Below are 22,476 nucleotides of genomic sequence, written 5' to 3' on the forward strand. Positions count from 1 at the left end.
CAAAGAAAAGACACCCATATAAGGGTGTCTTTTCCAATAGTTTTTTAGCAGAAGCAAGAAGCTCCAACGATGATTAATAAAATAAACAATACAACTAATAGTGCAAATCCTCCAGAAAAACCGCAGCTTCCACCGCAACTACCACCAAATCCCATAATAGTTCCTCCTTTAATAAGAGGGGAAAACAAAGGGTCACTCGTGTTTTTTAACGGATTCCATTTACTTTATGTTTTGAAGTATAAACATGAGCAGGTCCTTTTGAAAATAAAAAAGACACCTTGAGGTGCCTTTTGTCCAATGTAATTTCATTAATATTCGTTAGCATAAAACTCTTTTATTAGTTTTATTTCATTTGTATTCGGGTCAAACTTAAATATTTTAATTTGATTAGATTCGTCTTTATAGGCAAATGTATTATCGCCAACTGGGGTCATATTGCTCGTGTTTACGATAGGATCACTACCTTGATCAGTGATTTCCACAGTTTTCTCACGATCCCAAAACGCAATGACAATGATCAAGATAATAAGGCATATACGTATGTTACGTAGTTCTCTCGATACAGTATTCTCCATTCGATAGTCTCCTTTGTTGTTTAATAGATTTTGTTAATAAAAGAGATAATTCTTATGAAAATAAATAAAAAAGACACTGTAAAGTGTCTTTTTTATTTGAGTTATGCGCATTGCTTAATAAGACGCTAGTTCCTCAGTTTGAATATGAGTAACTATGTAGGGTAATTTTATTATAACATTTTAACCATTACTGGGTCTATATGGAATTTTATTAATGATTATGTTTGATTATTCAGGATGGTAAATATGGTAAAATACGTAAGTTATCTACGGTAATTGTAAAATATAATGATGTATATATCTAGTCTTGTAATGAATGCAAGCAACAGCTGATCGATTGTTAGTATTTTTCTTTGTAAAAAAATATTCAATAATTTATTATTGCAACCGCTTACTCTTTGTGTATAATAAAGGTAAGTTAATAAGTAAAAGGATTGTTACTGTTCGGCAGGCAAAACCTAAATTGATCTAGAGGCTACGGGTGTAGTGTGGCTTTTGGAATCAGTTTAGGTTTTTTTATTACCTTTTGTGACTTTAAGAAGAAGAAGGCGGAACAATATGAGAATCCATAAAATCTTAAATAACAATGTTGTTTGTACGATGAAGGATAATGAGACAGAAGTTGTACTGATGGGCAGAGGTTTGGGATTTCAGAAAAAAGTTGGCGATGCTATTGATGAATCTAAGATAGAAAAGACCTTTGTGCTAGAGACAAAAGAATTATCAGAGAAACTTGCTAGGTTGCTAACTGAAATTCCTGTAGAAAATTTAGAGATTACAGAGAGAATTATTCAGTTTGCTAAGACAGCTTTGCCGGGGACTTTAAGTGATTATATTTATCTTACATTAACGGATCACTTAAGTTTTGCCTTAACGCGGCATAAAGAAGGAATGGATCTCAAAAATACTTTGCTTTGGGAGATTAAGAGATTTTATCAGAAAGAGTTTGAAATTGGTCTACAAGCTTTGAACATAATTGAAGAAGAGACTGGGCTTACACTTTCTGAAGATGAAGCAGGGTCAATTGCACTACATTTCGTGAATGCGCAGCAAGGAGAGCCGGCGATGCAACAAACGATAGCGATGACGAAAATCGTCCAAGATATTTTAAATGTTGTAAAGTACCACTATAAGATGAACTTAGATGAAAGTTCATTTAATTATAGTCGGTTTGTAACGCATTTACGGTATTTTGCGCAGCGTTTAATGCAGAAGGAATTGAACTCGGCCGATGATGATTTTTTATACGAGCAAGTGAAAAGTAAGTATGAAGAGGCATATTGTTGTACAGAAAAAATTGAAGCATACTTACGAAAAGCACATAATAGTCATCTTTCAAAAGATGAAAAAGTGTATGTAACGTTGCACATTCATCGTGTAACGAAACGCAATGAATTATGTAATTGAATAAACGGGATTGTTACTGTTTGGCAGGCAAAACCTAAATTGACTTGTAATGGAGTGATTCGTATGTATCACGCCGTTACGGTTAGTTTAGGTTTTTTCTTTTATCCCGTATTAACGGGCAGTAAGACTCCCACCTTAAAATTGGCTGTGGCAAAGAAGTTAGGTGGAAGATCAACTGCCCGTAAAGACCCGATTGGTTCAACTAATAATCAGTGGGGGATGAACAAAACCCCCACTGATTAAAGTTTCACTTTATAAAAATAAAAAATGGGATGATTGTAGGGAGGGAAAGTTACTATGAAATATGAAAAATTAGCAAAAGACATACTGAAGAATGTCGGCGGGAGAGAAAATATACATAGCGTTGTACATTGTATCACTCGCTTACGATTTCAGTTGAAAGATGAGGGAAAGGCAAATACAGAAGTACTGAAAAGTATGGAAGATGTTGTGACTGTTATGAAAAGCGGCGGACAATATCAAGTTGTTATTGGTAACCATGTATCTGACGTATACAAAGCGGTTATCGCTGCTGGAGGGTTTCAAGAAACTGAGGAAGAGAATACGAGCGAGAAGAAAAAGAGTAGTCTTATAGATATTCTTTCTAGCATTTTCACTCCTATTTTAGGAGTATTAGCTGCAACAGGGATGATTAAAGGATTTAATGCACTATTTGTAGCGTTAGGCTGGTTAAGTACGCAGTCAGGAACGTATCAAATATTAAATGCAGTTGGCGATTCGTTATTTTATTTCTTCCCGATTTTCCTTGGTTATACAGCAAGTAAGAAATTCGGAGGCTCACCATTCATCGGTATGGCAATTGGAGGAGCTTTAGTTTATCCAGCTTTATCCGGTTTAAAAGCAACTGAGCCATTATATACGTTATTTGCAGGGACGATGTTTGAATCACCAATTCATATTACGTTTTTAGGAATACCAGTTATTTTAATGAACTATGCATCATCTGTTATTCCAATTATTCTCGCTGCTTATTTTGGAGCGAAAGTAGAACAGTCTTTAAAGAAAGTGATTCCGGATGTTGTGAAAACATTTTTATTACCATTCTTCACATTATTAATCGTTGTACCAATTACATTTCTCGTTATTGGCCCAATCGCGACGTGGGCAGGTCAGTTTTTAGGACAGGCGACGCTTTGGGTGTATCATGCAAGTCCATTAGTAGCGGGTGCCTTACTCGGTGCTTTCTGGCAAGTACTTGTCATATTTGGCCTTCATTGGGGCGTTGTTCCGATTGGCTATAACAATTTAGCAGTAAACGGTGTTGATCCAATATTAGCGCTTATATTTGCTGCCTCATTTGCTCAAATTGGTGCTGTGCTTGGCGTTTGGATGAAAACGAAAGACAAGAAATTAAAAACACTTAGCATTCCAGCTTTTATTTCAGGTATTTTCGGCGTTACAGAGCCGGCGATTTATGGCATTACACTACCTCTTAAAAAGCCGTTTATTATGAGCTGTATTGCGGGAGGAATTGGCGGCGCAATACTTGGCGTATTTGGTACACAAGTTTATATGACAGGCGGACTTGGTATATTTACGCTTCCGACATTTATTAGTCCGAAAGATGGGATTAGTGCTGGATTTTGGGGAGCAATTGTTTCAATGGTTGTTTCTTTAATAGTAGGTTTTATTCTGACTTACTTATTTGGTTTTACGAAAAAGAAAACATCTACAGAAACAGAGGAAACAAGTAATAAAATTGCTGCATCAAACGATGATGAAGTAATCTTTAGTCCTTTCCATGGCGCCGTTATGCCGCTTCAAAACATTGACGATGCTGCATTTGCATCAGGTGCGCTAGGTGAAGGAGTTGCGATTGAGCCTTCAGAAGGAAAGTTGTTTTCACCAGTTTCAGGTACGATTGCTGCGCTGTTCCCGACGAATCATGCAGTAGGAATTACGGCGGATTCAGGTGCTGAAATTTTAATCCATATTGGGATGGATACTGTGAAATTAAATGGTGAATTTTTCTCTTCTCGTATTGAACAAGGAGCGAGAGTAGAAAAAGGGCAATTACTGATTGAGTTTAATATAGCTGAAATTCAAAAGGCGGGTTATATTGTGACAACACCAGTTGTTGTTACAAATTATGATAAATATAGCATCAAAAAAACGGAAATAGAAAAGATTCAAGCAGGAGATTCTTTACTAAAGTTAGGAGTTAAATAGTAGTTACATTTCATACAGGTTCAAACGAAGAAAGGTATTCTTTAAAACTTACAATAGCTTTCTTCGTTCATTCTTATATAAAGGAGTTTTTCTATATGTCTAAAGTTAATTTTCCAAAAGGATTTTTATGGGGTGGAGCAACTGCAGCCAATCAAGTTGAAGGCGCATATGTAGAAGACGGAAAAGGGTTAACGACGGTTGATTTATTACCAACTGGTGAAAACCGTTGGGATATTATGAAAGGAAATATTCATTCCTTTACACCGGTAGAAGGAGAGTTTTACCCTTCACATGAGGCGATTGATTTTTACCATCGTTATAAAGAAGATATCGCTCTTTTTGCAGAAATGGGATTTAAAGCGTTACGTGTATCGATTGCGTGGACGCGTATTTTCCCAAGTGGTGAAGATGAAAAGCCAAATGAAGCAGGATTACAGTTTTATGATAATTTGTTTGATGAACTGTTAAAGCACGGTATTGAACCAGTTGTTACGATGGCTCACTTCGATGTACCTGTTCATTTAGTAGAAAAGTATGGAAGTTGGAGAAGTAGAAAACTTGTAAACTTCTTCGAGACGTACGCAAAAACTATTTTTAATAGATATAAAGATAAAGTGAAATATTGGATGACGTTTAATGAAATTAATATGCTTTTACATTTACCTTTCATGGGAGCAGGTCTAGCGTTTAAAGAAGGGGATAACAAAAAACAAATTCAGTATCAAGCAGCGCATCACCAACTTGTCGCAAGTGCGTTAGCTGTAAAAGCATGTCATGAAATCATTCCAGATGCAAAAATCGGTTGTATGCTTGCTGCGGGTGCAACGTATCCGTACACATGTAATCCAGATGACGTTCTTCGTGCGATGGAACAAGACCGTGAATCATTCTTCTTCATTGATGTACAAGCAAGAGGAGCATATCCTGGATACGCAAAACGCTTCTTTACAGATAACAATGTAACAATTGAAATGGAAAAAGAAGACGAGGAAATTTTAAAAGAGCATACAGTTGATTATATTGGCTTTAGCTACTATTCAAGCCGAGCAACAAGTACAGATCCAGAAGTGTTAAAAAGCATAACGAGTGGGAATGTATTCGGTTCTGTTGAAAATCCATATCTTGAAAAATCAGAGTGGGGATGGACAATTGATCCGAAAGGCTTCCGTATTACAGCGAACCAACTGTATGATCGTTACCAAAAACCGTTATTTGTTGTTGAAAATGGTCTCGGTGCAATTGACCAATTAAATAGTGAAGACGAAGTGAATGATGAATACCGTATTGATTACTTGCAAAAGCATATGATTGAAATGTCCGAAGCAATCCAAGATGGAGTAGATATTATTGGATATACAAGCTGGGGCCCAATTGACCTTGTAAGTGCTTCTACTGGAGAAATGAAAAAACGTTACGGATATATATACGTTGATAAAGATAATGAAGGAAAAGGGTCATTAAAAAGATCGAAGAAGAAAAGTTTTGATTGGTATAAGGAAGTAATTAAGACGAATGGTAAGAGTTTGGAGTCTTAAGTATGAAAGGGAGACATCTTAATGGATGTCTTCTTTTTTTCATTGTGAATGATGGAGCGACATTTCCCTTTACACGAACATAAAGGTATAATATAGTTTAGTTAAGTGAACTAAACTATTAGAAAACGAAATAACAGCATGGAGGAAGAATGCTATGACTAAATCGTATAAAGAAGTAATTAATGAAATGAATCGAGCCTACACGGAACTCTACATTTTACTATTTCAAGATTTAAAGGATGAGTTCGGTCTTACTGGGCAGCAAGAGAGCATGCTATTTCATATTCATTTAAATGAAAATACGACAGCAAATAACATTGCGAGTACGTTTAATATAACGAAAAGTGCGGTGAGCCAAGTTTTATCGAAATTGGAAAAGCAACAGATGATTTCAAAACAAGTTAATCCTAACAATAAAAGGGAGTATTTCCTTACAATTGGTCCAAACGGTAGTAAGTATATAGAGCAATTGGCAAAGTTAGATGATGTATTAATTGAAAAATACTTCTCAAAAATTGATATCAATGCCTTAGAGCAAATGACGGATACGTTAACAAAAATAAATAAAGTGATATTGGAAGAAAAGCAGAAGGATCTTGAGTCTAATGAGTAAGAAGCAAGATGAAGCAATTAGTAGAAAGGAGGAGAAGCGTGTGATGAGTTACATACCAAATATGATTACGATAGCAAATTTTGTGTGTGGGCTTTTGGCTATTCACGCTGTTTTCGTTCATGATATGTATGGTGCAGTTATGTTCATTATTACAGGTATGGTATTTGATCTGTTTGATGGTATGGTCGCTCGGAAACTAGATTCTGTTTCGGAAATGGGCGGTGAATTAGATTCATTTGCGGATTTAGTGACCTTTGGTGTGGCACCGTCTATTCTTGCATATAGTGTCGCTTTAAAAGATTTGCAGTTTATTGGGATGATAGGTGCCCTTGCGTATAGTATTTGCGGAATGCTGCGGCTTGCGAGATTTAATACACAACAAAGCAAACTCCCAACATTCATCGGAATGCCCATTCCATTTGCGGCAATGTGTCTCCTCATTTTATGCCTCCTACATAATCCAGTTTCCGTGGCATTGGGCACATGCGTACTCGCTTATTTAATGGTGAGCAAAATCAAATTCCCCCATTTTAAAAAGGATATATCGGAAGGTTTGAAGTCCGAAAGATGGGATTGATGATACGGTATTACAATGAGAAAGATAAAGGAGCATAACATGATTCGTATCGCATTAAGATCATTCAACATACAAATATATTGTTTGCTAGGCGTGATGTTATTGGGATGGTTGCTGACACCTTTTTCAGCCCAGTTTGTAGGGATAAGCGTTGGCCTTTTAGTTAGTATGTACTGCGCCTGGATCTTAGGAAGGCGTATTGAAAAGTTCGGAAATAGCATCGTACAAAAAGAAAAAGCACCAATGCTTGGCATGATGAATCGGTTTGCAGCCGCCATACTCGGCGCAGTTATTATGTATGAAATTGAACACCGTGAGTACATGTGGACATTTGCAGCTGGAATTATGGGTGGGTATTTCTTGGTTATTATTAATTTGGGGTATTATAGTATGAGAGATGCGGAGAAATAGATTAGTATATTTTAAATTAGAAATTAACCTCCACCTCAAGCATGGAAAGATATACTTGAGGCGGATTATTAACACTTACAATAAATTTCTCCCAAAATAAAACAATGAAAGCAAGTACTCCATTTTGAGTATGTTCTATAAAACTAGCTCTTCTTATTTTTTATTTTTTTAAACATAAATTTGTAAATTAACCATGTAATAATGATTACCACAGGAGTAATTAATGCACCGTTAAACATTTTTTGATATATGTATAAAACATTTAAAATTAATAAAGAAACTATTGTAATAATCATATTATATTTTGAAAAGATTTCTACGAATTTAGAATGTGCAAATAACTTTTTGTATATAAAGTAAAAGATTACAAAAAGGATTGTTGTTACTAAACTAAAAACACTAATTTGAAGATAAAATATAACTATTAAATTTGTTATTGCTATTATCATTAACCAAAAAATTATAAAAAAATTAGATAATACTTCTACACTTACTAATAGAGCTCCTAGCGCCGCAATAAAAGCAGCAATTTTATTTGAGGAATCACCTTTGTTATTAGAAGAATTTTGTCTATTCATGAATAAAAATCAGCTCCAATTTAATTTCAGCGATTGTTAAGTAATTGATTTATTTTTTGCTCAAACAGGACATCATTGAGGTTCGTTAATGATAATGTTCCATCATTTTGTTCATTTTGAGAAAATAACCATTGTTTTCCTTTGGTTTCAATAATAAAGAAGCCATTATCAGAAGTAATTTCTTTATTATCTTTTGTTTCAAGTTTTATTACGCTATATATATTTTTTGTTGTTTTTAGGTCTTGTAGGAATTTTTCTGCAGATTTTATATCAAAATCATGAGCAGTTAAAATTTTAATACTTTCTTGAGAGGGTAGTGTTATTAGTTTTTGAATGTTTTTTATTAAGTCAGTAGATATTGATCCATACTTTTTATTTTGCAAATGATCTTCTTTAATTGTAAGTTGTAAAAGAGTCTTTGATTCTACATATAATTGCTCATTGTTTATTTTTTGTATTTGATGGGTAATACCATTTAAACTTTGATATCCAATGATTGTTTTATTACTAAAATAGATATTTCCAGTTGTTGTTGTTGTTGTTGTTGTGATTGCTCTTGTGCACTTTTAAATTTATTTGCTGTTTCTTCTAATAGCTCAGGTGTTACTAAAATTTTCAACTTTCTTTATCCCCCTTAAATAAGATAGCTATGTATATGAAAAAAATTCCATATAGAAATGATTATCTATTTTATATTATCAGAATTTCGTTTTGTGTGGTTGTTAGGATTTTTTTAACTAGGTGCATATAAAAAACAAGATGGGAACCTAGAGTCCCACCTTGTTTTATCACCAATTACCCACTCCAGCATCGGACTTCACCCACTTCACCCAATCCAAATCCTCTACCTTAAGCAAACTGAGCGAAACACCTTTCATATCTAAAGAAGTTAGAAGGGTAACAACTTTTACGAATGTAACTTGTAATCCTTCAAGCTCACATAAACGGCGAATATGGTTTGCGAAAATGTATTGTTCCATTAATGGCGTTGTGCCGAGTCTGTTAATGAGGATGGCTAAGTTGTCCCCTTTTCTCCAGTGATAAATGCTTTTTAGTTTATTCATTAGTTCGATTGCTAATATTTCAGAAGAGGACAGCGCTTCTTTACAGTAATCTTTTTCAACACGAATACCGACAACGCAAAAGACTTTATCAGCGTTTTTAAAAGCAAGGAAAGTAGCTATTTCAATAGCTTTTGTGTTGTATGAAATTGAACACCATGAATTCATGTGGACATTTGCTGCTGGAATTATGGGTGGGTATTTCTTGATTATTGTTAATTTGGGGTATTATAGTATGAGGGATGCGAAGGAATAAAGTGCTGTGTAAATCACTAATTTGGATGTGAAAACCTTCCTTTATAGAGAGCTTTTTATTACAAAGAAAAGACACCCATATAAGAGTGTCTTTTCCGATAGTTTTTTAGCAGAAGCAAGAAGCTCCAACAATGATCAATAAAATAAACAATACAACTAGTAAAGCAAAGCCGCCGCCACAATTACTACTACAACTACCACCAAATCCCATAATAGTTCCTCCTTTAATAAGAGGGGAAAACAAGGGGTCACTCATGTATTTTAATGGATTCAACTTACTTTATGTTTTTTACACAATAATGGAGCAGGTCCTTTTGAAAATAAAGAAAAGACACCTTAAGGTGCCTTCCTCCGACTTGAACCATCTTAATTTTAATAATATTGGACTCCCGTCCGAATATTATTTTACCATGTTAAGTTGTTTTTGGAAATATTTCATATCGATAATTGCAATACACGTTTTAGTTTTTGAATTATGTATCTGTCTAAACGTTGAAATTAATAAAGGAACGACATACTTGAGGGTTTTTATCCCGCTTTAATGGGCAGTAAGACCCCCACCTCAAAATTTAGCGAAAGCAAAGAATTTAGGTGGGGGATCAACTGCCCATAAAAGTCCGATTGGTTCAACTAATAATCAGTGGGGGATGAAGAAAACCCCCACTGATTAAAGTTTCACTTTATGAGTGATTACAATCATACCATTAAAAAGAACCCCATAAATGATAAACCATTCCACTAACAAAAAACACTAATCCTAAAAACAAAACAATTAAAGCAAGTACTCCATTTTGATTATGTTCCATAAAATTAGCTCCTTTTAGAATTATTTTTATCCCGCTTTAATGGGCAGTAAGACCCCCACCTCAAAATTCAGCGAAAGCAAAGAAGTTAGGTAGGGGATCAACTGCTCATAAAAGTCCGATTGGTTCAACTAATAATCAGTGGGGATGAAGAAAACCCCCACTGATTAAAGTTTCACTTTATATACAAAAAAGCCTTTAGTCGTAATTATGGCTAAAGGCTTTGAGCATTATACTTTTTAGTTAATAAAATCTTATAAGAAGAATTTATAATGTTTTTTATCGAATTTGGAACTGAAAATGTACTAGCTTGATAATGAAGCCTGGCTATTAGAATTGAAAAATTTTAGTTTTATTATAATTAATAGAAATGAGAGTAGTGTGAATATAAATCCGCACCAAATAAGCTGGTGAATACCTAAGTTTGAAATGAACCAGCCTCCAATAGTAGTTCCTAAAGTAATTCCGAGATTTGAGAACGAAACGAATAGACTGTTACCAAATTCGGGTGCTTCTTTAGCTTCACTTATTAACCATGTTTGACCAACAATTAATCCACCAGCATGTACGATTCCCCAAATGAATACTATAAAAATCATGGGAACAAGGTAGGAACCTAAATAATAAACCAATATGTAAACAATAGAATATAGAATAGGGAATGATATTACAGTGTTTATTATGCTTTTTTGCAGAAGACCACCAAATAAATGATTACCTAAAATCATAACTATACCAAATATGAATAGCATGATACTGATGAGAGATCCATTCATGGAAGTTACTTTTGCAAGGTACTCAGCGAAGTAGCTGTATACGGAAAACATGGCTGCAAAAAGGAATGTGACGGTTAAAATATTTAACCATAATCCTGGTTTGCCGAGTATACGAATTTGTTTGCCGAAAGACATTTTTTCTTTAACAGGCATAGAAGGAAGTAGGAGTAGTATTCCAATGAATGCAACAGTGTTAACGAATGCTCCGAATAAGAAAGCCATTTCGAGTGAAAATTGGTCTGCAAGGTAAGAGGTTAGTGGTACACCTAAAGCAAAGCCAACAGTAATTCCCATGAAAACTTTTGTAACCGCTTGACCGCTCTTTTCTGGAGGGACAAGTTTAGCTGCTGTTACAAGAGCGATTGAAAAGAAGAGTGGATGAAGCGCTGCCGGTAAAATACGAAAAATAAGCATGATTTCAAATTGCGTTGTATAAGCGTAGATTAAATTTGAAATAACAAATATGAAAATTGCTGTTAATAAAATTATTTTGCGATTCATACTAGAGACGAGCAGAATTAAGAACGGACCAGAAATAGCAACAACTAGTGCAAATATACTTACTAAAAATCCAGCTTGTGTAGTTGAAATTCCGAATTTTTCAGTGATTTGTGGTAATACGCCGACAATACCCATCTCGGTAGTAATAATTCCGAACACACCTATTGCGAGTGTCAGAATAAGTAAAGGATTTACTTTTTTCATTTATAAAACTCTCCATTCGTATCAGTATTTTGAAAGTAAATTCATTAACAAAGAAGCATTATTATAAGCATGATTGGATGCCAATATGATCAGGCGTATGTAATTTTAAATACAATAACAGATATCTAAATAACTAGATATGATATGTTAAAAAAATTTCTCCTTTCGATGTTTCTTGCTTTTATAGGCAGTGCAATTTATACAAAAGTCATTGGATACCTGTAAAAAGCAGAATGTATGAAAGCTAATAATCAATTAGTATGTTGATTATTAGCTTTCATTTTATAATTCGTTTTGGACGTATTCAGAAAACTTTCGTATTGTTTTTTCATTTCGACGATAGTAGGTCCATTTTCCAATTCGATCAGACTCTAGTAAGCCTGCTTTTTTCATAGTTAATAAATAACTAGAAATAACCGATTGGGCTAAGCCAGTTTTAAGCTGGATATCTCCTACACATACGCCAACTTGAAAGTTAAGGCCTTGTTCTAGATAAGGTTTTTCATCGAAATGGTTTTCTGGATTTTTCAACCATGATAAAATTTGACATCTTGTTTCATTTGACAATGCTTTATAAATTAATAAAGGTTCCATAAGGATATTATATCTACTTTTATAGATTTGTAAATGGGTTTTAGTGATTTTAAGGAAATAAGGTATAGTTGATCCCCTTGAATAGGAATAAGGTGCTCTTGATCTGTACCCTTTGTAAAGGACATTCTAAAAAAGTTAGGCAACCTAAAAAAGATGATTTCTGTATGCAAACAGGAGTCATCTTCTTTACATTCTATTGATAGAAAGAGTGATTATAGTACTTCATATATTTCTTAATTTCATGTTTTAACTGAACAAACGATTCACATGGTTATATACTACAAGGGTTGCATGTGAAGATTTAAGAAAAATTTTATATTTACCCCACTTTTTATTTTAAAAGTTTTTCCTATCCTATAAACAAGTTACATCAAGAAGGATACTAAAAACGACAAAGTCATAGATGAAATTGTAAAGTTAGGGGATTCCACATGCATACAGAAGTTTGGATGAGTTATTTGTATACTTATTTCTTTACTATTATGTTTTGTATTGTGTTTCAAATTGGATGTTATTTTAAAGCGAAAAACAATATATCTATTCTGCATTTTCTATGGGTATATGTTTTTCTATTCTACCTTTCGCTAGTGTATAAGGTGACGCAAATCGCGACTGTATGGGATATAAGTAGATATGAAACGTGGATTCGTGTAAATCAAATTAACTTGACTCTATTTGATACGGCAGGTAGTACGACGTATCTTTTGAATATTGTACTGTTTATGCCGTTCGGTTTTTTATTACCGGCTATTTGGCCACAGTTTAGAAAAATGAAAAACACAGTATGTGCAGGATTCTTTTTTTCATTGGCAATTGAGTTAAATCAATTACTAAATAATAGAATTACAGATATTGATGATCTATTTACGAATACCCTCGGGGCAATTGTTGGGTATGTAATATATAGAGTTTTATTTAAAATGTTTAAAATGATATGTAAAAGAGAGGGAAAAAAGCTTGATACGAACTCTTCTTTAGTCATAAAATACGAAGCTATTTTTTGTTTAGTGTGTTCATTTGTAGGTGCGATGTTCATTTATTATCCTGGAGACCTGTAAGCTTCCAATAAGATGGTTGCGATCTCGTTTATAAAATGATTCTAGTATTTCTTCCAATCAGCACAAGATTCTCTCTATACGCTATTAAGCTATTCAGCAGACTGTAAGATTGTCAGTAATCGTACTGGTGGGATTGAAATAAAAGCGGACAGTTTCTATCCAAGCTTTTCATTTATGTATGATGCGCAAGAATTATTTATTATTGGTGGAGAAGAGAAATGGTCTGATACCTATTATATAAAAAGGTTTTTCCATCTTGAGCAGATTACAGGTGAGCTAATTATTGATTTAAGAAAATGAGAGACGAGAAGGAATAAATGAATAAACCCTCAAGTATAGAACGATATACTTGAGGGTTTTTATGTATGAAGAATGCTTTTCTATTTTTCCCTAGAATGAACAGTAATGTATAATCTAATTACTTAATGTAATAAGGAGGCAGTAAAATTTGAACAGGAAAATTTGGTTTGTATTTACTTTTTTTGCTCTTTTAGTAACTGGCTATGTTGTTGTCCAATATTTTATTATGGATGGATTTCAAACAGGGCTTGTAAAAGCGAAGCTTATGTTTGGATCTAAATTAAGTGCGTTCTGGTATATGATGCTATTTATACATATTACAACTAGTATAGTAGCATTAGTAACTGGCCCTTTTACATTATCCACTAAATTTAGAGAAAAGAATATCAACCGTCATCGAATAGTTGGGAGAATCTATATGTTTGGTATATTATTAGGAGGCGTTTCTGGACTGTACCTATCCTTTTATGCTACGGGAGGGTTGGTAGCGAAGTTAGGTTTCGGTTTGTTATCCGTATTTTGGCTAACATCAGCATATCAAGCATTAAATAGAGTTAAGAATAAAAAAATTAAAGAGCATCGGAATTGGATGATTAGAAATTATTCTTTAACCTTTGGAGCAGTTACATTAAGAATTTGGCTACCGTTGTTTATCGTTCTATTTGGAATAGAGCGGTTTGAACTTAGTTACGCTATTATTGCTTGGTTAGCGTGGGTACCCAATTTAATTGTTGCAGAATTATTCATAAGAAAAAGACTTAATAAAGGAAAATACGAAGGAAATGAGGATTTACATTTTTAATGTAAATTTGCTGTAATATTGAGGGCAGAAATTTTTTTATAGCTGAATTACATACAAAAATAGGGTGGCCCATTGAAGCCATCCTATTTTTATTTGTATTACCAACTAGCAGTTTCCGTATTTTCCTTCAACCACTGCACCCAATCCGAATCCTCTACCTTAAGCAAACTAAGCGAAACACCCTTCATATCTAAAGAAGTTAGAAGGGTACCAACTTTTACGAACTCCACATGTAAACCTTCCAGCTCACATAAACGACGAATGTCATTTGCGAAAATGTATTGTTCCATTAATGGAGTTGCGCCTAGTCCGTTAATGAGAATGGCGAAGTTGTCACCTTTTCTCCAGCGATAAATGCTTTTTAGTTTGTTCATTAGTTCGATCGCTAATATTTCAGAAGAGGATAGTGCTTCTTTACGGTAGCCTTTTTCGCCGTGGATACCGACGCCATAAAAGGCTTCATCGTCGTTTAATGTGAATGAAGCTTTTCCTTTCACTGGATCGTTTGCAGGTGAAAGGGCGACTCCTAATGTGTGTAAGTTTTCGGCGATAGAACGGCCGAGTGTTGTTAGTTCATCTAAAGAGTGACCTGCAAGAGCGGCCGCACCGAGTATTTTTTGAACGAAAACAGTACCAGCGACGCCACGTCTTCTTTTATTAAACGAAGCATCATCTTCAATTGAAACGTCGTCATTTACGATGATGTGATCAATTTGTCTTCCTTCTTCTTTTGCGATTTGTTCTGCCGCTAAAAAGTTTGCTACGTCATCTTTAAAGTTTTTTATGATGAATAAAATACTTTTATCTTTGGGCATTAAGCGAGTTGCCATTGTAATTTGTTCCACTGTAGGCGGAGTGAAAATACAGCCATTTACTGCCGCCGTAAGCATTCCGTTTCCTACATAACCAATATCAGCAGGTTCGTGTCCACTACCACCGCCGCTTATAATGACAACGTTTTGCTTCATTTTTTCGATATCTTTTACATAAATGATGTTATGTGTTTCGTCGTAATTTACTTTGTCGTTATGTTCAAAATAAAAGCCATGCATCATATCTTGAACGATATTTTGTACATCATTCATAATCTTTTTCATTGCTTTTGCCACCCTTTAATTACTTTGCCGATTGCTCCAGTAATAGTAGTAATTGATTGTTTATCATATTTTTCATGAGTGAAGACATAATGGACGGATCTACTTCGCATTTGCTTTCAATCCAATCTTTAATCGTTCCAACGAAGCCGTGACTATAAAAAGAGGCAATCGTATTTTTCGTCTCATCAGAAAGGCTGAATCCACAGCTCATCGATAGTTCATCAATAATCTTCATATATAAGTTTTTCGTATGCTCAAATAAATAGTGATTAAACGAGTTTTGCTCAATGACTTTAAAAGCATTTCGGTAAAATTTTTGATTTTCATAAAAGTAATCAAATAATAAATCGAAAATATTTTCCCACGTTTCATAGTCGAGAAAGTCGATAATGTTTTCTTTCGTTTCTTCTCTATAAATCCAGCTTAATAGCTCAAATTTATCTTTAAAATGATAATAAAAAGTTTGCCTACGCATTTGACAGTGTAACATAATATCGCTCACTGATATTTTATGAAACGACTCTGTTTCCATTAAATACTTCAATGAATTTGCGATTATCTTTTTAGAAATTATAGAAGAGGTCATCTGAATCATCCCTAGAATGTTAGTAATATGAAAATCCTACCTACAAATGAGAGCGGTGTCTTTAGACAGATTGTCCATTTTGTCCGTTTACTATAAAACGCTTTCATTTTAACATGGATAGTAAGAAGAAGATTTCAAATATATCACAATATATTAAAGGAATTGAGGGAGAATCACAATGAAAAAGATTATAAACAAACCAGAAACATTAGTAATGGAAATGTGCAACGGAATGGTTATGGCTCATCCAGAGCTTGAGCTTTTGAAAAAATATAAAGTCATTAAGAAGAAAGAAATGAACGAAAATAAAGTAACGTTAATTAGTGGCGGCGGTAGTGGTCATGAGCCAGCACATGCAGGATTAGTCGGAAAAGGAATGTTAGATGCGGCAGTGTGCGGAGATGTGTTCGCGTCGCCTTCACAAATTCAGGTGTATCAAGCGATTAAAGAGACAGCTAGTAAAAAAGGTACGTTATTAATTATTAAAAATTATAGCGGCGATATTATGAATTTCAAAAACGGAGCACATTTAGCGACGGAAGATGGAATTGAAGTTGACTACGTAAAAGTGGATGATGATATTGCGGTAGAAGATAGTCTATATACAGTAGGACGCCGCGGCGTTGCGGGCGTTATTCTCGTTCATAAAATTGCTGGCGCAGCAGCAGAAGCAGGTATGGATTTAGGAGCGGTGAAAGCTGTCGCAGAAAAAGCAGCGGCTAACGTGCGTACAATCGGTTTAGCGTTGACGTCTTGTACAGTTCCAGCGAGCGGATCACCTACTTTCACACTTGCGGAAGATGAAATGGAATACGGCGTAGGTATTCACGGCGAACCAGGAATTAAACGCGAAAAAATGTTGTCAGCGGATGAATTAGCTAACCGTATGACAAATGATTTAATGAAAGATTTAGGAGTAAAAGACGGCGAAGAAATTGCGCTTTTAGTTAACGGTTTTGGCGGAACACCACTGCAAGAACTTTACTTATTTAACAACGCAGTTACGAGAGAACTAGCTGCTAGAAGCATTAAAATAAACAGAGTATTCGTTGGCAACTATATGACGAGTATCGATATGGCTGGTATGTCTTTAACAGTAATGAAACTAGATGATGAGCTAAAAACATTACTATCGAAAGAATGTAATACACCAGCGTTTAAAGTAGATGGACCAGTTGAAAGTGTAGAGTACGTGAATGTACTTGAAGATGTAGAAGAGAAAGAAGTTTCCTTCGAAATAGAAACAGCGGAAGAGCATGCTGTTATAAAAGATAATGTCATTACATTAAACAACATGATCTATCTCGTTGATAAAATGAGTGACGTTATTATTAAAAACGAAGTACCGTTCTGTGAGTTAGATACACATGCGGGTGACGGCGACTTCGGAATGAGTGTTGCAAAAGGATTTAAGCAACTAAAACGTGAGTGGCATTCTATTGTAGATCAAGAGAACGTAACGATCGGATCATTCCTTGACGGTTGTTCAATGATTATCATGGAACATTGCGGCGGCGCATCTGGTCCAATTTGGGGCGGAGCATTCCGCGCAGCTAGTAAAGCAGCAGGCGAAAAACGTGAGTTAACAGTGAAAGAATTCGCTGAAATGTTGCAAGCAGCACTGCAAGGCATACAATCTATCGGTGAAAGATCATTCGGTAGAGGAGCAGTAGTTGGTGACAAAACACTTGTTGACGCACTTGCTCCATGTGTAGACTCTTGGTTAGCTAGCGCTTCAAACGAAGAAGATATGAAAATTGCCTTTGAGAAAGGAGCAGAAGCAGCAGTTAAAGGAGCAGAGTACACGAAAGAAATCGTTGCTCGCATGGGCCGCGCCGGTACAGTTGGTGAAAGAAGCTTAGGCTATCCAGATGCAGGTGCACATGCGCTTGGGGTTATCTTTACGGAGATTGCGGGTAGTTTGAAATAGAAATTAGAAAGTCCCTCTGCCTTAAGCTGGAGGGACTTTTATATAGTTGGTTGATTATATGTAGAACATTTCTTTCGGTGCTCTCTCTGTAAAATATGAGTTTGTTAATATTTTTGATAAAATCTTATTTCAAAACTACAACTAATATTTCTCAACATTAATATATTGAAAATAGTTAGAATATTTAAGATAATCATTTATGAAGCAATATATTATAAAAAAAGGGGGAATTTATTTTGTTACGTCGCTTATCTATTTGTACTTTATTAACAGCTTTTATGTTTACTTTGTTTACATTTAACGGCTCTGCTTTTGCGGCTACGAATACTACTGAAAATAAAACTGTAGTAGCAGCTTGTGCAAAGGGAGGTACGGTAGGTGTATATGGTGCAAAGATGCGCAGTGGTTACACTGTTGGATCACCTGTCTTACATACATTTAATGATGGTGCGAAAATTACTGGAACATGGGTAACTGGTGAATATGTTCAAGGTCATTACAGTAATTCTAAACAGTGGTTAAAAGTTACATATAAAGGGATGACAGGTTATGTATCCCATACAACATTATATAACGTTTGCTCATAAAACTATGTACTATAATAATAACTCTGGATATATTGAACTAATCTCTTTTAGGGATTAGTTCTTTTTATCTCTTTTTGAAATATCCATATTTAACCAATTTTGTGTATAGATAACCATTTTTTTCTAAGGATTTATTGGATTAATAGTTTTAATGTTAGTTGTTAATTAGTATGGGGAAATTTATCATGCAATGAAGAGTGAGAAATCAAGAATTATAAAAAATTATAGTATCTTTGATTTATATGTTTATTTTTTATATAGAAACGAATAAGGGACAGAAAAAGTTATAAGTTTAAAGAGTTGAAATGGTGAAAGTGTATTGAGAAATTTTTTTGAAACAATAATATTCAGAAAATTAAATGTTTTATAGGTTTATTTTTGTTATTATGTTAGTAATCTATAGACAAAGGAGAAGTATCTATATGAGTGTACACGTAATAAAAAAGGAAGAAATCACTTTACTTTTACATGAGTGGTATCGAGAAATTCGTTCACAGAATTTCGTTAAGGCAAAGGAATTAAAACAAAGTATTGATACAAAAATTAATAGTATGGAAGAAGATCAAAAGAATACAGAGTTTTATTCACTTTTAGATTTTAGATTTAAAATGTTGAGTGCAGAGTTTTATCCCCATCAATCTGACATATCTAAGAATGATCTAAGAAAAATGAAGTTAGATGAAGCGCCATCAGATGAATCTCTATTATATTATTACCATTTCTTTAAGGCTTCTCATGCTACGGTAAACGGTGATTTTAAAGTGGCTGAAAAGCATTATGGAATAGCAGAATCTTTGTTGGAAAATATTCAGGATCCAATCGAAAAAGCAGAATTTAACTTTAAGCTATCCAGCTACTATTATCATGTTTGCCAGCCTATTTTAGTCATTCAATATGCAACTAGAGCAAGAAATACATTTGAAGGGCTGTATGGGTATAGTAGGAAGGTCGCAGCATGTGACAATGTTCTTGGGTTAGCATGTGTAAAACTAAATGAATTTGAGCAGGCAGAGGTTTATTTTATGTCGTCTCTGGATATTTTGAAAAAGCAAAATGAAGAAGAGCTAATGTTACGAGTTCGACATAGTTTAGGGGTTATGTATGCAGAGCAAAACCTATCTGATTTAGCACTTCGTTATTTATCAGAAGTATCACAAAAAATCCCGAATCACTTTAGAGCGATTTTTTTGGAAGCTAGAGAGAATTTAAAGTTAGGAAAAACAAAGCTTGCAGCGTCTTTAATTGAAAAAGGATTAGTAATCTGTAATGAACTAGAACAAAAAGAATATGAACATCATTTTAAAATTCTAAAGGGAATGAATGAGAATGTTTCTGCTGAAGAATTAGAGTTAGCTATTTCTAAAGGAATTTCTTTCTTTAATGAAGTAGGTTTATGGCAATATGTCCAGGAATATGCTGAAAAGTTAGCGGTTAAATATCATAAAGAAGGAAATTCAATAAAATCTAGTGAATACTTCTATTTAGGATATAAAGAAAAAGAAAAAGGTTTTCAGAAAGGGGCTTTAAAATGAAAAGAATCATAAGCAGCTCAATTGGATTAATAATTACGGTCATACTATTAAATGGAGTAAATGCTCCAACAGACCAATCAAAGGTTAATACAACAAACGTTATACAATATACGCATGGAGAGCCGTGGGGCTGATGGAATATTGAAGTATAAAGAGTTGTTAGATCAAAGTGAAGAAAAAGTAATTATTAGGTATTATATAGATGAAACGCTCAAATGAGCGTTTTTTTATTTTATAATCAGATGATTTATTTTCATATGTACCGCAGTAAAAACTTATTCCTGACTTAAAAAAGAGCCTCACCGGAATGGTGTTTTTTATACGATTATCTATTCTTGGATATTATAAATAGCATCTATATGAACTTATTTTTTATTAAAAATAATAGAGTTTTTCAACAAGGTATTTCCTTTGTGGGAGAAAATGGTCCCAAATTCTTTTAGTTAAAAGCTCATGTCTTAAATCGATTCATATTTGAGGTATGACGAATGCGAAAAATGAAAAACACGAATCCAATCGTGATAAAAGTTTGGAACTAGATAATGAATAAGACACATAAAGAAAAGGTACCCATATATAGGTACCTTTTCTAATAGTTTTTTAGCAGAAACAACTACATCCGATAATGATTAATAGAATAAATAATACAACTAGTAAAGCAAATCCTCCAGCGAAACCGCAGCCTTCGCCGCAACTACCACCATATCCCATAATAATAGTGCCTCCTTTAGATAAGAGGGTAAAACTAGGGTTCATTCCATAGATTTTAACGGGTTTACTTTACCTTATGTTTTAAAGAATGAATTGAGCAGGTCCTTTTGAAAATAAAGAAAAGACACCATTAGGCGCCTTCCTGTTAGGTAGATAAGACTTTAGTTTTCCAATCTAAAGAAATTTTGTATCAGCTCTTTGTGAGTATATCATAATATCCGATTGATTTATTATGCATTGTTACATACTTTTCTGATTCCCTCTATTTTCCATTTGATAAAATAAAATCCCAATATTACCAAAAAACAAATAAATATTTCTACATATTCAAGATATTTACATAAATTACAAAAGTGATACATTTAAGTTGTAAGCTATAAAAACTATTAAAGGGGGATTTATTATGTTCAAGAAATTAGTAGTGGGAGCATTAGCAACTGGTATTGCATTAACAGGAGGAATTGGGGCAGCCTCGGCTGATACGCAAAAAGCTGTGAACTCTCCGAAGCAAGCAGCATGCTCAATTCCTTATGAGTATTCTAATGGTAAATTCAAAAGAACTCTTTATTACTCAAATGGAGTATATGCTAATAGTTTTAATGAAAATGTTTGTGACGGGACGATTACGTGGTATTTAAAACATGTTCAAAATGGAGTTGCTTTTTACGAAGGTAATTTAAAATAGTAGATTTTTTGAACCTCATTTATTGAGGTTCTTTTATTTTTAGTTTTTAAACTGATTCTCCATAAAAAAAAGGCACCCAAAGGTTCTTTCCTCCGATTGAATATTATTTTATTATGTTAAACAATATGGGACATTGAGCAATATGATTCAATCCTATTATTAATCAACTTTATAGAAAGGTATGTTCAAGCGTTGTCATAAAGGCTAGGGGATTTATTAAATAGAAATAATTAGTGGTAATATAAAGTGTTTTTTACCTAATAAACCTTTTGAATTCTAAATATTAACTCCAAAGTAATTCATTTCATAAATTTTAATTTTTTGCTAAGAATGTTATTATTTTATATATTATTATTCCAATAAGTGTTGTGTTAATTAGTTATTTTCTGATAATATCTCTGTGTGTTTTACTCTAATAATTATAAAAAGGTGGTGTTTTCTTTATGTCAAACATGTTTCATAAAATTGGTGATGCGATTGAAAGGAGTATGTATTTTAAATCTTGTTTTTATATCTTAACAGGGGCTCTGCTTATTTATATTGGTTACATTGTAGGTAAGTGGGTGGGTTCTGCTGTATTTTAGAGTGAAAAATGGAATTTAATCAAGAAAAAAGAATTTTTTCAAAAGGTGTATTAATATAAAATTAATATTACTTAAACGTAATATAATTAAATTAAGAATAATAGATACCGTTACGAATTCAGTATTAAAAAAAGAAATGCCTAATTTAGCAGTATAAAGTAATGAGGAATTAAAAAACATTGATGTTCATGGTGTCTACAGCAGTTTTTTTACTGGTCACTTTACTGTGTATTACGTTATATTTTAAAACACACGATAAACGTTTTATGTATCTTGGATATGTATCATTATTTTTAACTTTTTTTGTTATTGGTACTTTTTTATAATTAAATGTCCAGTGGTTTATCACAAATTAAATTAAGAAGAGCATATATAAGAGAGAAAAGGCATTCATAAGAATGCCTTTTCTTTATCAATAGCCCGAGGAGAAGAGAATATACAGATTTTGATGTGGTACTTCTTGAGCAAATAGTTGTAATTCATCAGATACAGAAATAGACATACAAAAACGCCATCTTTTCCTA

At 33.8% G+C, this 22,476-nt stretch carries 26 protein-coding genes and 4 pseudogenes; 17 read left to right on the plus strand and 13 right to left on the minus strand.

Annotated features, from left to right (window positions below; genetic code table 11):
- Positions 1 to 44 precede the first annotated feature (44 nt).
- Together NHG49_RS05030 and NHG49_RS05035 are read right to left on the minus strand one after the other, a co-directional pair.
- Entirely contained in the window at positions 45 to 155 is a 111-nt protein-coding gene (locus NHG49_RS05030) for a YjcZ family sporulation protein (RefSeq protein WP_000505686.1), read from the minus strand.
- A 153-nt stretch (positions 156 to 308) separates the two neighbouring features.
- The gene (locus tag NHG49_RS05035) at positions 309 to 575 is read right to left on the minus strand and encodes a YmzC family protein (protein ID WP_064473767.1); all 267 of its coding nucleotides are present in this window, start codon (positions 573 to 575) and stop codon (positions 309 to 311) included.
- A 558-nt stretch (positions 576 to 1,133) separates the two neighbouring features.
- Between NHG49_RS05035 and licT the strand changes: the two genes are divergently transcribed.
- From licT to NHG49_RS05070, 7 genes are all read left to right on the plus strand, one after another.
- The gene (gene licT / locus NHG49_RS05040) at positions 1,134 to 1,982 is read left to right on the plus strand and encodes a BglG family transcription antiterminator LicT (RefSeq protein WP_064473768.1); all 849 of its coding nucleotides are present in this window, start codon (positions 1,134 to 1,136) and stop codon (positions 1,980 to 1,982) included.
- Between the two features lie 63 nt (positions 1,983 to 2,045).
- Positions 2,046 to 2,225, plus strand: coding sequence for a hypothetical protein (locus NHG49_RS05045; RefSeq protein ID WP_064473769.1), 180 nt, complete (start codon positions 2,046 to 2,048; stop codon positions 2,223 to 2,225).
- 54 nt (positions 2,226 to 2,279) lie between these two features.
- Positions 2,280 to 4,172, plus strand: coding sequence for a beta-glucoside-specific PTS transporter subunit IIABC (locus NHG49_RS05050; RefSeq protein ID WP_088047905.1), 1,893 nt, complete (start codon positions 2,280 to 2,282; stop codon positions 4,170 to 4,172).
- 95 nt (positions 4,173 to 4,267) lie between these two features.
- Positions 4,268 to 5,707, plus strand: coding sequence for a 6-phospho-beta-glucosidase (locus tag NHG49_RS05055; protein ID WP_098111562.1), 1,440 nt, complete (start codon positions 4,268 to 4,270; stop codon positions 5,705 to 5,707).
- Positions 5,708 to 5,861: 154 nt separating this feature from the next.
- Positions 5,862 to 6,320: a MarR family winged helix-turn-helix transcriptional regulator gene (locus tag NHG49_RS05060; protein WP_064473772.1), complete on the plus strand. Its 459-nt coding sequence runs from the start codon at positions 5,862 to 5,864 to the stop codon at positions 6,318 to 6,320.
- Positions 6,313 to 6,897, plus strand: a complete 585-nt coding sequence (gene pssA / locus NHG49_RS05065; protein WP_098111561.1) for a CDP-diacylglycerol--serine O-phosphatidyltransferase — start codon at positions 6,313 to 6,315, stop codon at positions 6,895 to 6,897. The genes NHG49_RS05060 and pssA overlap by 8 nt, the downstream gene beginning before the upstream one ends.
- Before the next feature lie 39 nt (positions 6,898 to 6,936).
- Positions 6,937 to 7,308 carry an ATP synthase subunit I gene (locus tag NHG49_RS05070; protein WP_064473773.1) on the plus strand — a complete coding sequence of 124 codons (372 nt, stop codon included), beginning with the start codon at positions 6,937 to 6,939 and terminating at the stop codon, positions 7,306 to 7,308.
- Between the two features lie 143 nt (positions 7,309 to 7,451).
- Here NHG49_RS05070 and NHG49_RS05075 read toward each other — a convergent pair whose 3' ends face one another.
- The 4 genes and pseudogenes from NHG49_RS05075 to NHG49_RS05090 form a co-directional block, all read right to left on the minus strand.
- A complete protein-coding gene (locus NHG49_RS05075) occupies positions 7,452 to 7,886 on the minus strand; it encodes a hypothetical protein (protein WP_064473774.1) in 435 nt (144 codons plus the stop codon).
- A 26-nt stretch (positions 7,887 to 7,912) separates the two neighbouring features.
- A complete protein-coding gene (locus tag NHG49_RS05080; RefSeq protein WP_081257056.1) occupies positions 7,913 to 8,269 on the minus strand; it encodes a hypothetical protein in 357 nt (118 codons plus the stop codon).
- A gap of 92 nt (positions 8,270 to 8,361) precedes the next feature.
- Positions 8,362 to 8,505 (minus strand): hypothetical protein, encoded by a 144-nt coding sequence (locus tag NHG49_RS05085; protein ID WP_154131894.1) that lies wholly within the window; start codon positions 8,503 to 8,505, stop codon positions 8,362 to 8,364.
- A gap of 169 nt (positions 8,506 to 8,674) precedes the next feature.
- Positions 8,675 to 9,046, minus strand: a pseudogene (locus NHG49_RS05090) (dihydroxyacetone kinase subunit DhaK); the annotation flags it as partial.
- 37 nt (positions 9,047 to 9,083) lie between these two features.
- Between NHG49_RS05090 and NHG49_RS05095 the strand changes: the two are divergent.
- Positions 9,084 to 9,203, plus strand: a pseudogene (locus NHG49_RS05095) (ATP synthase subunit I); the annotation flags it as partial.
- Positions 9,204 to 9,308: 105 nt separating this feature from the next.
- Here the strand turns inward: NHG49_RS05095 and NHG49_RS05100 are convergent.
- From NHG49_RS05100 to NHG49_RS31890, 4 genes and pseudogenes are all read right to left on the minus strand, one after another.
- On the minus strand, positions 9,309 to 9,413 hold the full coding sequence (locus NHG49_RS05100; RefSeq protein WP_075310385.1) for a YjcZ family sporulation protein: 105 nt from the start codon (positions 9,411 to 9,413) through the stop codon (positions 9,309 to 9,311).
- 897 nt (positions 9,414 to 10,310) lie between these two features.
- On the minus strand, positions 10,311 to 11,486 hold the full coding sequence (locus tag NHG49_RS05105; RefSeq protein WP_064473776.1) for an MFS transporter: 1,176 nt from the start codon (positions 11,484 to 11,486) through the stop codon (positions 10,311 to 10,313).
- 282 nt (positions 11,487 to 11,768) lie between these two features.
- Positions 11,769 to 12,080, minus strand: coding sequence for an ArsR/SmtB family transcription factor (locus NHG49_RS05110; protein WP_064473777.1), 312 nt, complete (start codon positions 12,078 to 12,080; stop codon positions 11,769 to 11,771).
- Positions 12,081 to 12,273: 193 nt separating this feature from the next.
- Positions 12,274 to 12,351: pseudogene (locus NHG49_RS31890) on the minus strand (TetR family transcriptional regulator); the annotation flags it as partial.
- A 160-nt stretch (positions 12,352 to 12,511) separates the two neighbouring features.
- On the opposite strand from NHG49_RS31890, the gene NHG49_RS05120 reads away from it, so the two are divergent.
- The 3 genes and pseudogenes from NHG49_RS05120 to NHG49_RS05130 all read left to right on the plus strand — a co-directional run bounded on the left by NHG49_RS05120 (position 12,512) and on the right by NHG49_RS05130 (position 14,240).
- A complete protein-coding gene (locus NHG49_RS05120) occupies positions 12,512 to 13,138 on the plus strand; it encodes a VanZ family protein (RefSeq protein WP_064473778.1) in 627 nt (208 codons plus the stop codon).
- A 45-nt stretch (positions 13,139 to 13,183) separates the two neighbouring features.
- Positions 13,184 to 13,438, plus strand: a pseudogene (locus NHG49_RS05125) (hypothetical protein); the annotation flags it as partial.
- 148 nt (positions 13,439 to 13,586) lie between these two features.
- Positions 13,587 to 14,240 (plus strand): DUF2306 domain-containing protein, encoded by a 654-nt coding sequence (locus tag NHG49_RS05130; RefSeq protein ID WP_098103358.1) that lies wholly within the window; start codon positions 13,587 to 13,589, stop codon positions 14,238 to 14,240.
- 98 nt (positions 14,241 to 14,338) lie between these two features.
- Here NHG49_RS05130 and dhaQ read toward each other — a convergent pair whose 3' ends face one another.
- Together dhaQ and dhaS are read right to left on the minus strand one after the other, a co-directional pair.
- Entirely contained in the window at positions 14,339 to 15,337 is a 999-nt protein-coding gene (gene dhaQ / locus NHG49_RS05135) for a DhaKLM operon coactivator DhaQ (protein WP_098103359.1), read from the minus strand.
- 19 nt (positions 15,338 to 15,356) lie between these two features.
- On the minus strand, positions 15,357 to 15,923 hold the full coding sequence (gene dhaS / locus NHG49_RS05140; protein WP_000204216.1) for a dihydroxyacetone kinase transcriptional activator DhaS: 567 nt from the start codon (positions 15,921 to 15,923) through the stop codon (positions 15,357 to 15,359).
- 178 nt (positions 15,924 to 16,101) lie between these two features.
- Between dhaS and dhaK the strand changes: the two genes are divergently transcribed.
- The 4 genes from dhaK (at position 16,102) to NHG49_RS05160 (ending at position 20,106) form a co-directional block, all read left to right on the plus strand.
- Positions 16,102 to 17,853, plus strand: a complete 1,752-nt coding sequence (dhaK, locus tag NHG49_RS05145; protein WP_258125592.1) for a dihydroxyacetone kinase subunit DhaK — start codon at positions 16,102 to 16,104, stop codon at positions 17,851 to 17,853.
- 236 nt (positions 17,854 to 18,089) lie between these two features.
- A complete protein-coding gene (locus NHG49_RS05150; protein ID WP_000946188.1) occupies positions 18,090 to 18,440 on the plus strand; it encodes an SH3 domain-containing protein in 351 nt (116 codons plus the stop codon).
- A 422-nt stretch (positions 18,441 to 18,862) separates the two neighbouring features.
- Positions 18,863 to 19,972 (plus strand): response regulator aspartate phosphatase, encoded by a 1,110-nt coding sequence (locus NHG49_RS05155; RefSeq protein ID WP_088047897.1) that lies wholly within the window; start codon positions 18,863 to 18,865, stop codon positions 19,970 to 19,972.
- Positions 19,969 to 20,106: a Phr family secreted Rap phosphatase inhibitor gene (locus NHG49_RS05160; protein WP_000821340.1), complete on the plus strand. Its 138-nt coding sequence runs from the start codon at positions 19,969 to 19,971 to the stop codon at positions 20,104 to 20,106. The genes NHG49_RS05155 and NHG49_RS05160 overlap by 4 nt, the downstream gene beginning before the upstream one ends.
- A 466-nt stretch (positions 20,107 to 20,572) precedes the next feature.
- Here NHG49_RS05160 and NHG49_RS05165 read toward each other — a convergent pair whose 3' ends face one another.
- Positions 20,573 to 20,683, minus strand: a complete 111-nt coding sequence (locus NHG49_RS05165) for a YjcZ family sporulation protein (RefSeq protein ID WP_000540371.1) — start codon at positions 20,681 to 20,683, stop codon at positions 20,573 to 20,575.
- A 403-nt stretch (positions 20,684 to 21,086) separates the two neighbouring features.
- Here NHG49_RS05165 and NHG49_RS05170 point away from each other — a divergent pair, with 403 nt between their 5' ends.
- Complete coding sequence (locus NHG49_RS05170) at positions 21,087 to 21,368, plus strand: LCI fold-containing protein (protein WP_242289842.1); 282 nt, start codon at positions 21,087 to 21,089, stop codon at positions 21,366 to 21,368.
- A 443-nt stretch (positions 21,369 to 21,811) separates the two neighbouring features.
- Complete coding sequence (locus NHG49_RS05175) at positions 21,812 to 21,952, plus strand: hypothetical protein (RefSeq protein ID WP_170957612.1); 141 nt, start codon at positions 21,812 to 21,814, stop codon at positions 21,950 to 21,952.
- The last annotated feature ends 524 nt before the right edge of the window (positions 21,953 to 22,476 follow it).

This window comes from Bacillus sp. IBL03825 (assembly GCF_024712505.1).
GTDB classification, from domain to species: domain Bacteria; phylum Bacillota; class Bacilli; order Bacillales; family Bacillaceae_G; genus Bacillus_A; species Bacillus_A wiedmannii.